The sequence below is a fragment of the Natronorubrum halobium genome (assembly GCF_051351675.1).
Taxonomy (GTDB): Archaea; Halobacteriota; Halobacteria; order Halobacteriales; family Natrialbaceae; genus Natronorubrum.
The window spans coordinates 2,003,712-2,016,238 of sequence record NZ_CP195595.1 but is presented as its reverse complement, the minus strand read 5'-3'; the positions used below and the strand labels follow the sequence as shown (position 1 = coordinate 2,016,238).

Here is a 12,527-nt window from a genome sequence, read left to right as displayed (position 1 = left end):
CTTCCTCGGACGGGATGCTTGTACCGGTCAGTGGTCAGCGCGGCAGCGCTACCGGCCATCGTTCCGTTCTCCGGCGGCGTGACGACTCGCGAGAGACGGATCACGAGATAATTTCGATCAACTGCGGACGGGAGCGATGGTGCGGGAATCGTCTCAGGAAGCGAAACCACTCCATAATAAGGTTCAATCAAGCGTATTCAGTCTCGAATACTTGAAATTCACGCGAACGTTTAATAATGTCTACCACACGTGATTCACCATGTCCACCGACCAGGCAGGCCTGTCACTACGGTTCCGAGCGGGGAGATTCGAAGAACAGTTACTCTACCTGATCCTGATCCTCCAACTGACCCTGGGGGCGATGCTGGTCGTGATCACGGTGGGGTGGCTGTTCTTTTCGCTCAACCACCTCTCGCTTTCGGCACAGTCGGTCCTCTACCTCTTCGGGGTGATTCCGATACTGATCGGGTTAGCGGCACCCCTCTATTTTCTCACCTACCTGTACGAATGAGATCCGCCCCAGCGTGAGCGCCGGGTTTCGACGGACGTGGTGGTCTGGAAGTGGTGGTGTGTCGGGCGCCCGTCGGTGAGCCGGCCGTCCGCGTCGGTTCGAGTCATTCGATCGCGGTACTCGAGCGGTGGGCACTCGAGTCAGTCAGTCGAGTCGCGGGTTCTCGAGCGCGACGGGCCAGAGGTGACAGCCACAGGGGTGGGCCGTTCCCTCGGTCGGCCCGCGGACGGTCACGCTCGTGACCGGGTTGCCACAGGTGGGACACTCGGGCAACGGGGATGGCTCCTCCGTCGTCTGTGCGGGGGTATCGCTCATCGTCTCCCCTGCGTGCGGTGGGGTGCTCGAGGCGGACGATTCGTCGGTCGTGCGGGACGTTTATATCCCGTCGAGATAAACGTAATCATGGCTTCAACCCGTCGTGGGGTTGGAAGCCACGTCTCGGGTGTCTCAGCACCCGGGGCATTTCAGCGCCTGCCCCCGGCGACTGGTGTGGAGAGCGGCTTCCGTTCTAATTGTTGATCTGTTACGCCTTATATCTACTGCTAATTTTCGGGAAGGAGATGGTGGGCTCGAGGACCAGAGTTTCCGGCAGTTCTATTCGGTCAGAGTTCGCCCGGATATCACGGTAAGTACAGGGAACCGATGTCACGCAATGGATTGTGATCTACTGAGGGTTTTCCACGGACAGGATACAGAATATCTGGGTGCGTCGGACACGGTGAAAACGTACTCGGTAAGGCGAGGATTCCGAGACGTTGTTCAGTGATCTCGTCCTCATTTGCCCGACCCGGGGTCCCCTTACTCAGACGGTTCGTTCACGCTGGTCGATTCGTCGACGCCGGCCTTCCGGCGCAGCCACTCGAGGCCGAGCGCCCCGCCGAGAAGTCCGGCACCGGTCGTGAAGCCGGGCACGTTGTCGGCGTCAGTGTCGTTCTCGGTGTCCGTCTCGTTTCCAGCGTTCGTCTCGTTTCCAGCGTCCCCATTTCCGGCGTTTCCGTTCCCGACATCGCCGTCATCGTCATCGACAGACTCTCCGTCGTCGCCACTGGATCCGCCGTCGTCGCTACCGGATCCGCCATCGTCGCTGTCACCTTCCCCCGTGTCGCTGTCGTCCTCGTCATCCTGCTGATCGTCTTGCTCGTCGGATCCGTCTTGCTCGTCGTTTCCTCCGTCCGTGTCGTCGTTCTCGTCACTCTCGTCGGGCTGGTCGTCCGTGTCGGTTTCTTCGCGAAGCGCCACGAGATCGCCGTCGTGGTCGACGTAGATCGTCTCGCCGCTAATCGCACGGATCGATCCGATCGGCGCATCGTCCGTCGAGAGCACCCACTTCTCGGACCCGTCGTACTTGTTCAGGGCGACGAGGTGTTCGTCGTAGTCCCGCCACTCGGGATTTGGGGGGCCCCCGTTCCGAGTGAGATACGCGAACACGGTTTCTCCGCTGATGACGGCTTGCCCGTAGGTGTACAGAACGTCGAGACTCCAACTGTATTCGTCACCGCGGATCGAACCGCCGCCGTACCCGTGGTCGCTGCCGCCGCCGCCGTAGATTTCCTCGCCGAACGCTATTTCGCGGAACCCGTAACCTACGGCTACAAACTCGCCTGTCTGGGCATCACGCAACGGCCACTCCGCGGAGCCATCGGCGGCGTAAGCGACCGCTTCCGACGTCGCGTAGACGGTATCGGGTTGGGAGTCGATAGTTCCTTTTTGCCAGACTTCGGCACCGGTCTCGGGATCGAGAGCGATCAGACCGGCGCCCGTGACGCTGTAGATCACACCGTTTGCCGCGGCGGGCGCCGAAAAGAACTCGTACTCGTCATCGTCGTCACTGCCGACAGATTCTTTCTTCCACCGAACCGAGCCGTCGTCGGCCTCGAGCGCGTACAGCGTCCCGTCGGCGACGGCGTACACGCCGCCGTAGGCGACCGTCTGCCAGACGATCTCCTCCTCGGGATCGAACTCGGTTTCCCAGCGAACGCTCCCGTCGGACCGGTCGAGCGCGATAACCTCGTTCCCACTGAGATAGACGGTCTCGCCGGCGACCGACGGCTCTTCCGCGTCGATATCCGTATTCTCCCAGCGGACGGTGCCGTCCGTCGCATCGAGGGCGACGACGCCGTCGTCGGTCGGCGTGTAGACCGTCCCGTCGGCGACGGCGACGGAACCCGCGCCCGCACCCGCGACTGACCACGCGGCCTCGAGTTTTCGCCCGTCGAACTCGTGGCCGTCCGCGATGTATCTGGCGTGACCGGGGTCGCCTCGGTGTGACGGCCAGTCCTCGTTCGGTCCCGGATCGCGATCCGGATCCGGAAGTCCGTCAACGTCTGCCTCGGAGGCTCCGGCCCCCACCGAAGCGAGTCCGGTCCCGATCGACAGCGCTGCACCAGTCGCCAGCACAGATCGTCGTTTCCACATAACGACACGACGTACGAATACCAGTCGTAACCCTATCTGCCAATTAACGTAACTTCTTAGCCATACAATTGTTTCAAACAATATCTGTCATAGCCCTATCTGGTAGTTAATGCGACTTTTTAGCTGTGCAAGTGTCTCGAACTCTCCCGCGGTCAGGACTCTCGTGCAGGTTTCCAGTACGATCTCCACCATCCGATACGCACATGCGGGTTACGAATGACCGTTCCTCGCCGCGGACTATATTGGGGGACGCACTGCAGTACATGCAGGGGACTCGAATAACGGATAGTTCAGGGAAATAACGGATCAGTAGGTCTACCCAGCGTAAGTCTCCGTATCGGCCAGTCCCATTTTTCGCTAGTGCGGCGCGCGTTCTGCGCGCCGCGCAATTACCTTGTCCCCTACCCACACACAAAGCCAACAGCTATATAACCGATCACCCATTCGTCCCAGCAAAGCGGTGCACGACGTGATTTCGATACTTACCCGATCGAATCGGCTGCTCCTCGCCGTATCGTTCGCCTGCTTCGCCATTGCCGGCCTTCTCAGCAGTACCGTCGACACGCTCGTGCCGACACTCGGGGCGACCGCCGTCGCCATCACCGGCGTCTACTGTATCGCCCGCTACGCCACCCGCGTCTCCCGCCGAACGCTCGCCAACCTCGCCATCGCGTTCTGGGTCGCCTTTCTCACCATCGCCAGCGTCCACGCAATCGGCCTCGAGACCGTCGGCGCGACCGTCCCCGGCAACGCGTCGACGCACGTCCACTCGCTGACCGCGGTCACCTGGGGCACGCTGCTCACCGCCGTCGCGGCGACGGTCTTCCTCGGGTTCCGCGAGTACGGCGCGACCTCCAGTGCCGATGCCCCCGAAGAGCAGATTCTCGAGAACGAATCCGACTACTCGACGCGGTAACGGTCGGGAGCTGTTCCCGGAGCGATTTTTGGACCTCGAGCGTCCCGTTCGGTTTCTCGTCGCCGTTCGTAGCGATCGAGCGTGCTGCTCACACTGGCAGCGATGAGTGCCACGTCCTCCCCAGCCGATTTCTGCTCACGGGTGCGAAGCACCCGTTTGCATGGTTCGCGGGACCGGAGGTCCCGCGCTAACGCTCATTCGTTCATCCCTCGCTGACAGCGACGCGCTCTCGCAGTCCTCACGGCGCTGGCCGGGCTGTGTGCCTATCGTCTCGCAGGCGCGCTTCGGGGACGCGAGCAGGGCCTCTCGAGATCCCGAAACCGGAGACCGCTCCCCAGAGCCGCTCTCAGCGAACTCGATAGCTCGCCGCGATCCCCTCACCGAGCGGGAGCACGATCGTCTCGAAGTCGGGATCGTCGGTCACGCGCTCGAGGTAGTCCGCGATCCCCTGCGTGTGGTCGTTGACTTCGTCCGGCTCTCGGCCCTGCTCGCGGGGTGTTCCTCCCCGTTCGCTGCTCCGAGACCCGTGCTTCGCACGCGTCTCGCTCTCCACGATCGCCAGCAGCGTCTCGAACTCGATGCTGCTCGAGGTGAGCGCGTTGTCCGCGATCACGACGCCACCGACGGGAACCTTCGAGCGGACGGCCTCGAGCGCGTCGGCGTAGCGGTGTTTCTGGTGGTCGATCAGTACCACGTCGAACGGGCCGTCGTACGCCTCGACGGTCTCCATCGCGTCGCCCAGTTCGTACCGAGCGAGGTCGTCGTACCCGCCCGCGTCCATGTACTCGCGAGCTAACTCGAGTTCGTCCTCGTCGACCTCCGTGAGGACGATTTCGCCGTCGGTCGGCAGCGCTTCGGCCATCCAGTACGCCGAGTAGCCGTAGCCGGAGCCGAACTCGAAGATCCGCTCGGCGTCGGCCATCCGAGCGACGAACCGCAGGAATGCGCCGACCTCGGGACCGACGTGGGGGAACCCTTCCCGTTCGGCGTAGTCGTCCATCTCGCGCAGGGTCTCGTCGGGTTCGGGTCCGACCGCGCGAACGAAGCGAGCGATCTCGTCCGATAGAACGTCGACCATACGGACCCCTACGACGGCGAACACATCAAAGGCGCCGTTCGGCCGACGTCAATCCGGTACGGAACGGTACGCAACCCTCGAAGCCAGTGGCCTTTTTACGATCCGCTGCCCACTCGAGACCGAGAACCAGTGACCCTCACGACGGCCCTCGCAGGAGTGATCTTCGGACTCGCCCTCGCCGCACCGCCGGGACCGATGAACGCCATCATCGCCGAGGAAAGCGTCGTCCGCGGCTGGACGGCCGGCTTCCGGGCCGGGCTGGGCGCGATGTCGGCCGACGTGCTCTTCTTCGTGCTCACGCTCGCCGGCGCGGTCGCGATCATCGATCGGTTCCCGGCGGCCCGGCCGCTCCTCTATCTCGTCGGCGGCCTCCTCATGCTGTACTTTGCCGTCGACGCGGTCGAGGAGGCCAGAACCGCGGCCACCTTCACCGCCGACGGGGACCGCGGCGTCTCGAAGGGGTTCCAGAAGACGTTCGCGCTCTCGCTCACCAACCCCTACCAGATCGGCTTCTGGCTCACCGTCGGCGTCGGCCTGCTCGAGTCCGGCACGCTCGACGTGCTCTCCCACGTCCCGGGTGCCGGCGCGGCGCTCGAGGGTGCGCTGACCGTCCAGACCGGCTCGCCGTCGCTGCTCGTCGGCTTCTTCGCCGGCATCGCGATCTGGATCGCCGTCTACCCCGCGACGCTGGTCGCAGCGGGCCGGCGCGTCGACGCCTTCGCGCCGATCATCGCCGCGCTGAGTGCCGTCGTCCTGGTCGGATTCGGATTCCTCTTTCTCGCGATCGGTGCGCTTCGCATCGTCTGAGGGCGAGCGCGCCGACCCCCGCCGTCGTCGGGGTCCGTATGGTCGACCGCGGCTCAGGACCGATCGGCCTGATCGTCCGACTCCGCACGGTCGCCGACACCGTCCGAGTCACCAGCACCGTCGGTGTCCGTCGTCACGTCGTCGGTATCGCCGTCTTCCGCTACCGCGTCGTCGGTACCGTCCGTGTCCCTCACTGCGTCGTCAGTGTCGTCGGCGCCCCTCGTCGCGTCGTCCCATCCCGACCACGGTCTCGAGTCGGCGTCGCTCGAGTCCGCACCCGACCCCGCCGAACCGTCCCGGTCGGACTCCTCGGTCCGGTCGTCCAGTTCGTCCCAGACGGCCGGCCCCTCCCACGTCGGTTCCTCCCCGATCGGGTCGCGTCGCTCGCTCGAGACGGTCCCACCGGGGCGAGCATCTCGTTCGGCGTCGGCCGAATGCCGCCAGTCGATCGTCTCGCGAGGCTCCCGGCCGGCCGATCGATCGGCAGTCGTCGCTGTCCCCCCGTCGGATCGAACCGCCGTGCGCTGCTCCGGGATCAGGTCGAGCGCGTCGTCCGTATCGCCGAGGATCAACAGCGCGTGATAGCGTACGTAGCTCCGGACGGGCGCCTCGATCACCGCGACGACGTACTGGTAGCCCAGATAGGCGAGGAGTAACAGGACGAACGCGACCCAGACGAGGCTCGGATGGATCGCTTCGAACAGCAGCGCCACGAGGACGAACGCGATGATCCCGATGAAGGTGAGGAAGAAGCCGATCATCGCGAACAGCATCCAGAATGCGAACCCGATCAGCCAGGCGATCAAGAGGTACGCGAGTATCCCACTCCAGTTCGATACCAGTACCGGGGCGAACCGCCGCCAAGCAGCGATCGGCCCGCACGCCTCCCGGAGCATGATCGGAACCACGAACGCCGTCGTGAGCGTGTAGACTCCCCACCAGCCGACGGCGATGCCGATCGAGGAGAGCACCACGAGGGCGAGTTGCTCGTCCGACAGGTTGGCTACGTCACTGACGTCGCCGCCCACGAACACAGCCGCAACGGGAATCGCGATCGCGGCGATCAGTCCGATCCACAGCACGACCCGAAACGCCAGCAGCCACAGGGCGCGGCCGAGGTTCGCGCGACCGTACCGCCGGAGGTGGATCGCTTCGGACCGGAGCGACTCGACGAAGACGAACTCGAGGAGCGCAGCGAGATACCTGAACCCGCCGTAGACCGCGAGGACGACGAGGAGCACCAGCGCGACGACCCATCGGACGTCGGAGTCGTCGACCTCCTCTGCGACCGCATCCATCGGCACGTTGAAGAACTGCGTCGAGATACTGAGTCCGCCGAGGAAGAGGACGACGAGCGCGAGTTTGAGCCAACCGACGTATCCGAGGGCGCCGAGATAGCGTTTCGTAATCGAGGACGCATCGCGCAGGGTGCCGATCGCATACATATTGTATATTTAACCATATTCGACTATCAAATAGATGCTGATACGTTTCGCGCGATTCGACGTCCGGCACTCGCCGCAGTCTCACCGTCGAAATCTCTCAACCCGTGCGGACGCAGGTCTGGCACGCGGCCGTCGTGGCGGATGCGAGGAGCAGACGGAGTACTCAGCGGGTCGCTACGCGGCGCTACCGACGGTGCCGTCGACGAAGAGACGCGGCCGCACCGACGCGGGCTCCGGGACGGCTATCCCATCGCAGCGATCTCGTCCTCGAGCCACTCGCTGAACCACTTCACGCGCTTGAGTCGCTGGTGGGCGATGCTCTCGGCGGTGTCGCTCCGGACGCGCGAGGCGGCGTCGTAGCCCCGCTCCAGGACGCGCTCGACCATCTCGTCGGAATCCATGTGCGTGCGGGCCTCGTAGCCCATCCGCAACAGCATGAGGGCGGTGCCGTTCGCGCCGACCTTGTCGAGCAGATCCGCCTCGATGAGACACTGCGTCTCGAGTGCGAGGTCGGTCAACTCGCCCTGGTAGGAGTGGTGTTCGATCGCGCGACACACCTGTTCGATGAACGACTCGGGGTACTCCGCGCGGGACTCGAGGTACTCGCGGGCGACGCGAGCGCCGGCCTCGGCGTGGAGTTCCTGGTCGGTCTCGAGTTTGGCGACGTCGTGGAAGAGGGCGGCGACGCGGGTGACGTCGGGGTCCGCACCCTCTTCCTGTGCGATCTCCACGGCGAGTTCGACCACGTTGAGGATGTGGTTGTGCCGGTACTCCGCGGAGTGCCACGGATACCAGCGCATGCGGCCGCCTTCCTCCTCTTTCTCGACGCTGGCCGAGAGGTACTCGAAGACGAAGCCTTTCATCGCTTCGAACTCGGCGTCGGTCACCCTGGTCTCTTTTATTTCGACGCCCACGAGAGATCCCTCCGCAGTAAACGAACGATAGTCATTAGCGGAATGTTAGGTCGTTTCGCTCTTTAGCCTTTGGTTCACCTCAGATCCATCCCGTCGTGAGACGGACACGAATACGGACGGGTCCGAATCCGCCGGTGTCTCTGTTGGATATTGGTCGCCCGCGTACGGGTGCCGGTCACTGGTCGGTAATCGAGTTATCGAAGGGACAGGGTCGATCCCAGTCAGTTCGAACGAGATTTCGAACGCGGCCGTTCCACGGGCCGCGTTCCGGCGAAATATGCACGAACTTCCGTTAAAGTCAAACAGGCGGCTGGGGAAGTGGGTGGTATGAGCAGCGAACAGGAACAGGAGTCGATTCGGTGTCTCGTCGCCAAGGTCGGTCTCGACGGTCACGATCGGGGTGCACACGTCATCGCGCGGGCGTTCCGTGACGCCGGCTTCGAGGTCATCTACTCCGGACTGCACAAGGCACCCGAAGAGATCGTTCAGGCGGCCGTCCAGGAGGACGTCGACGTTCTGGGCATCTCCATTCTCTCCGGGGCGCACGACACGCTCGTTCCGAAGATCATGGAGGGCTTAGGGGAGTACGGCGCGAAGGAGGACACGCTCGTCTTAGCCGGTGGCGTCATCCCCGACGAGGATCGCGCCGAACTCAAAGCACAGGGCGTCTCGGCGGTCTTCGGCCCCGGAACGTCGATCGAAGAGACCATCGAGTTCGTCCGCGAGAACGCCCCCGAGCGATGAGCGCGGACGAGACGCTACTCGAGGACCTGCTCGCGGGCGAACATCGCGCGCTGGCTCGAGTCATCTCGAAGATCGAGAACCGCTCGCCGGGCTACCGGGACCTCGTCTCGGAACTGTACGCCCACACCGGCGAGGCCGACGTCATCGGCATCACGGGCAGCCCCGGTGCGGGGAAGTCGACGCTGGTCGACAAACTCGCGGAGACTTACCGCGACCGCGGCGAGACGGTCGGCGTCATCGCGATCGACCCCTCCTCGCCGTTCACCGGCGGCGCCGTCCTCGGAGACCGCATCCGGATGGCCGCTACCGTGGGCGATATGGACGTCTTCGTCCGCTCGATGAGCGCCCGCGGCACGCTCGGCGGCCTCTCCACGGCCACAGCGGACGCGGTCAAGGCGATGGACGCCTTCGGGAAGGACAAGATCATCATCGAGACCGTCGGCGCCGGCCAGAACGAGATCGATATCGTCCGGACCGCGGACACCGTCGCCGTCCTCGTCCCGCCAGGGTCCGGCGACGAGATCCAGACCCTGAAGGCCGGCATCCTCGAGATCGCGGATATCTTCGTGGTCAACAAGGCCGACCGCGACGGTGCCGATCGGACCGTCCAGGAGCTCCGAGATATGATTCAACTCGGCGACGATGGTGGACTCGGCAGCGGCGACGGCGGCCACCACAGCCAGGACGTCATCGACGCCCACGACGACTGGGACGGCGAGATAGACGAGAGCGAAGACGACGCGGGCTGGACGACCCCCATCGTCGAGACCGTCGCGACGAACGGGACCGGCGTCGGGACGCTCATCGACGAGTTCGGAAACCACCGAACCTACCTCGTCGACTCCGGCGAGCACGCCGAACAGGTCCGCGAGCGCTACGCCGAGGAGATCCGGACCCTCCTGCGCGAGGACGTCCACGCGATGCTCGAGGACGGACTCGCCGAGAGCGGCGGGATCGAGACGCTCGCGGAGTCCGTCCGGGAGGGGGAGACCGATCCGTACTCGATCGCCGGCGAGTTACTTGAGCCGGTCGAAACCTGTCTCGAGGAACTCGAAACCGGCGGCGAAGACGGGTAGTTGGCGGTCGCGGCGACCCGGTCGTCCGGGAGCCACTGCGGACGAACCCGCACAGATTGTGAACGCCGACCGCAGGCCTAAGGCCGTCGACGGCATACGGCCCACCATGAAACTCCGCACAGCCCTCGGTGCAGCGGTCGGAACCGTCGGCGCAGCCGTTCTCGGCAATCGACTCCTCAAAAAGCGAGCCGGCGACCTCGAGAACCCGCTCGTCGGGATCGAGCGGACGTATCGCTGGCGCGGGATCGAGACGAAGTACACCGTCGCCGGCGATCCCAACGACCCGGACATGCTCCTCTGTCACGGGATCCACGCGGGCGCGAGCAGCCGCGAGTTCGAGCCGATCGTCGAGCGACTGGCCGAGGACTACCACGTGATCGCGGTCGACCTCCCCGGGTTCGGCCGTTCGAATCGGCCGCCGCTGATCTACTCCGGGACCCTCTACGCCGAGTTCATCCGCGACTTCACGGCCGACGTCGCCGACGAGCCGACCGTCGTCGCCTCCTCGCTGACCGGCTCGTTCGCCGCCGAGGCCGCCCAGGAGAGCGAGTTCGACCAGCTCGTCCTCATCTGCCCGACCGACGAGACGACCGACGAACGCCCCTGGGTGCGGACCCTCGTTCGAACGCCGATCGTCGGCACGACGCTGTTCAACCTGCTCGCCAGCAAGCCCGGGATCCGCTACTTCTACGATCGGGACGGCTACTACGACAGTGATCGGATCGACGACGCCGAGCTCGAGTACGCCTGGCGGAGCGCCCACCAGCCCGGCGCTCGCTACGCCCCCGCCTCCTTTAGCTCGGGGACCCTCGACCCCGAGTTCGATCTCGCGACGGAACTGGCGGCGCTCGAGACGCCCACCACGCTCGTCTGGGGTCGCGACGCCGAACTCGTCCCGCTTCGGGAGGGCCGAGACCTCGCCGATGCCGCGGATCTCGAACTCGTCGTCATCGATTACGCGACGCAGCTTCCCCACGCCGAACACCCCGACAAGTTCGTCGAGTATCTGAGCGCGGAGTTGCCACACGTCGACGCCGATCTCGAGGAGTAGCGACTCGAGACGAAAAGCCGGCTTTTCTGTACCCCTCACCGTTCAGTACAAGTGAAACACGTATCGTTCAGTACAGGTGAAGGCGTTACCGGAGGTGGTGCCTACTTCTCCAATTGCTGTCAGGATTTGTACACAGAATACAGGGGAGAAACGTTGATCAGTCGAAATCGGTTCCGCTGACAATGGACTTATTCTGTATCGTTTTCCAGAGTTTCTTTGATGCGCTTGAGGTCTGTTCGCCACCGGCGTTTCATCCGACGGGCCATGATCGGTTCCATGATCCGGGCAAATCCCGGTAACACTACGCGATACGACCGAGTCAATCGAGTACCGTTTCGAGTGGGTTCGAACCGATATGTCCCCCGAAACGTTCCCGGTCCCTCCACCGATTCGAACGTGTAGTGTCGGCCCGGTTCGACTTCAATCGCTTCAATAATCGTCTCGCTCTGGACACCAAAGTCGGTTTGTTTGATTCGGCGTCGTTGTCCCTCGGCGACACTAGAAGGCCCGGAACCGGAAATGACGCTGGTTTCGTCCGCCCACGGCATCCATCTTGGCGCATTAGACACGTCGCTAACGAACGTATACACCGTCTCGACTGGTCGTTCTATTACAATTGAATGCTCACATTGAATCGGCATAATCACAATATCGGGAAGGGCCGCTACTCGTGATAACGTACCACTTGGGATTCAATGGTATCCCTATCAATGTTCCCTGAGCTATCCGAAAGCGAACCCGCGAACGAACTGTATTTGCTCTTCGAATAGTATTCGGGAACCGTGAGTCACCAAGTATGGGACTCACTCGTCAAACGATGGTGGGCCGAGGAGTTCGAGTTCGTACGTCTCCAGCACTTGGTTGAGCCGTTCGAGTTGCTCTTCTGTCGGATGTGGGTTGGGAAGCGTCAGGTCGTTTGCTGGGTCTCCCACTGCCTCGAAGAACGATTCACCACCGGCGTTTCGGACAACGAGATACCGGCTGTCATCCTCGTCAACGCGGAACGCATGGGGCGCACCTCGTGGTCCGAACGCGACATCACCGGCTCCGACGGTGAACGTCTCCCCATCGACGTGGACCGAGAGTTGGCCGTCGATCACGAACCAGAGTTCGTCTTCTGTGTGGTGTACGTGAAGCGGCGTCACCATCCCCGCGTTGGCGCGTTGCTCGATGAGGCCGTAGGCACCGCCGGTCTCCTCGCCAGTTGCCTTGATAAACGTGAGACCGCCGAACATATTGAAGCGATCTCCCTCGTCTCGGCGTCGAACGAACGGGTCTACTCGCTGCTCGTCACGTACTGAATCTGATTGAGCCATCAAGTGTGGTAGGACTTACCAAGAGATAAAGAGTTGCTCTGTCAATATATCTACTCACGAGTTCCGTGATATCGATTTGGTATTGAATAGTGACAAACACTTCAATGGTATGTTCACACACGTAGTTACCGTTCAAGACAGGTGATATACTGAGCGGAGTGTCTCGCTGAGAGTGACTGCCAAACTCGTCCTCAACTTCTCGTCTGTCCCGCCTTAGTCGCACCTCGCAGAAGAAATGGTCGAGTGAAGAGTGG

Annotated in this window: 13 protein-coding genes; 6 read left to right on the top strand and 7 right to left on the bottom strand. The window is 63.2% G+C overall.

Annotated elements, in window-relative coordinates:
• Nucleotides 1-259: 259 nt before the first annotated feature.
• Nucleotides 260-511 carry a hypothetical protein gene (locus tag ACSFC7_RS10010; protein WP_436347564.1) on the top strand — a complete coding sequence of 84 codons (252 nt, stop codon included), beginning with the start codon at nucleotides 260-262 and terminating at the stop codon, nucleotides 509-511.
• Between the two features lie 144 nt (nucleotides 512-655).
• On the opposite strand, the gene ACSFC7_RS10005 is transcribed toward ACSFC7_RS10010, so the two are convergent.
• Together ACSFC7_RS10005 and ACSFC7_RS10000 are read right to left on the bottom strand one after the other, a co-directional pair.
• Entirely contained in the window at nucleotides 656-826 is a 171-nt protein-coding gene (locus tag ACSFC7_RS10005) for a hypothetical protein (RefSeq protein WP_436347563.1), read from the bottom strand.
• A gap of 483 nt (nucleotides 827-1,309) precedes the next feature.
• The gene (locus ACSFC7_RS10000) at nucleotides 1,310-2,926 is read right to left on the bottom strand and encodes an outer membrane protein assembly factor BamB family protein (RefSeq protein ID WP_436347562.1); all 1,617 of its coding nucleotides are present in this window, start codon (nucleotides 2,924-2,926) and stop codon (nucleotides 1,310-1,312) included.
• Between the two features lie 460 nt (nucleotides 2,927-3,386).
• Here ACSFC7_RS10000 and ACSFC7_RS09995 point away from each other — a divergent pair, with 460 nt between their 5' ends.
• On the top strand, nucleotides 3,387-3,842 hold the full coding sequence (locus ACSFC7_RS09995; RefSeq protein ID WP_436347561.1) for a hypothetical protein: 456 nt from the start codon (nucleotides 3,387-3,389) through the stop codon (nucleotides 3,840-3,842).
• Between the two features lie 346 nt (nucleotides 3,843-4,188).
• Here the strand turns inward: ACSFC7_RS09995 and ACSFC7_RS09990 are convergent, their stop codons facing one another.
• Nucleotides 4,189-4,920, bottom strand: coding sequence for an O-methyltransferase (locus ACSFC7_RS09990; protein ID WP_436347560.1), 732 nt, complete (start codon nucleotides 4,918-4,920; stop codon nucleotides 4,189-4,191).
• Nucleotides 4,921-5,049: 129 nt separating this feature from the next.
• Here ACSFC7_RS09990 and ACSFC7_RS09985 point away from each other — a divergent pair, with 129 nt between their 5' ends.
• Nucleotides 5,050-5,727, top strand: coding sequence for a LysE family translocator (locus ACSFC7_RS09985; RefSeq protein ID WP_436347559.1), 678 nt, complete (start codon nucleotides 5,050-5,052; stop codon nucleotides 5,725-5,727).
• Nucleotides 5,728-5,780: 53 nt separating this feature from the next.
• On the opposite strand, the gene ACSFC7_RS09980 is transcribed toward ACSFC7_RS09985, so the two are convergent.
• Together ACSFC7_RS09980 and ACSFC7_RS09975 are read right to left on the bottom strand one after the other, a co-directional pair.
• Nucleotides 5,781-7,172 (bottom strand): DUF7544 domain-containing protein, encoded by a 1,392-nt coding sequence (locus tag ACSFC7_RS09980; protein ID WP_436347558.1) that lies wholly within the window; start codon nucleotides 7,170-7,172, stop codon nucleotides 5,781-5,783.
• Between the two features lie 242 nt (nucleotides 7,173-7,414).
• On the bottom strand, nucleotides 7,415-8,086 hold the full coding sequence (locus ACSFC7_RS09975) for an HD domain-containing protein (protein WP_436347557.1): 672 nt from the start codon (nucleotides 8,084-8,086) through the stop codon (nucleotides 7,415-7,417).
• 327 nt (nucleotides 8,087-8,413) lie between these two features.
• On the opposite strand from ACSFC7_RS09975, the gene ACSFC7_RS09970 reads away from it, so the two are divergent.
• The 3 genes from ACSFC7_RS09970 (at nucleotide 8,414) to ACSFC7_RS09960 (ending at nucleotide 10,957) form a co-directional block, all read left to right on the top strand.
• Nucleotides 8,414-8,830: a cobalamin B12-binding domain-containing protein gene (locus tag ACSFC7_RS09970; protein WP_436347556.1), complete on the top strand. Its 417-nt coding sequence runs from the start codon at nucleotides 8,414-8,416 to the stop codon at nucleotides 8,828-8,830.
• On the top strand, nucleotides 8,827-9,906 hold the full coding sequence (gene meaB / locus ACSFC7_RS09965) for a methylmalonyl Co-A mutase-associated GTPase MeaB (RefSeq protein ID WP_436347555.1): 1,080 nt from the start codon (nucleotides 8,827-8,829) through the stop codon (nucleotides 9,904-9,906). Before ACSFC7_RS09970 ends, meaB begins: the two co-directional genes overlap by 4 nt.
• A gap of 106 nt (nucleotides 9,907-10,012) precedes the next feature.
• Nucleotides 10,013-10,957, top strand: coding sequence for an alpha/beta fold hydrolase (locus ACSFC7_RS09960; RefSeq protein WP_436347554.1), 945 nt, complete (start codon nucleotides 10,013-10,015; stop codon nucleotides 10,955-10,957).
• A 188-nt stretch (nucleotides 10,958-11,145) separates the two neighbouring features.
• On the opposite strand, the gene ACSFC7_RS09955 is transcribed toward ACSFC7_RS09960, so the two are convergent.
• Both ACSFC7_RS09955 and ACSFC7_RS09950 read right to left on the bottom strand, forming a co-directional pair.
• On the bottom strand, nucleotides 11,146-11,598 hold the full coding sequence (locus tag ACSFC7_RS09955) for an SRPBCC family protein (protein WP_436347938.1): 453 nt from the start codon (nucleotides 11,596-11,598) through the stop codon (nucleotides 11,146-11,148).
• Between the two features lie 162 nt (nucleotides 11,599-11,760).
• A complete protein-coding gene (locus tag ACSFC7_RS09950; RefSeq protein ID WP_436347553.1) occupies nucleotides 11,761-12,273 on the bottom strand; it encodes a quercetin 2,3-dioxygenase in 513 nt (170 codons plus the stop codon).
• Between the last annotated feature and the right edge of the window lie 254 nt (nucleotides 12,274-12,527).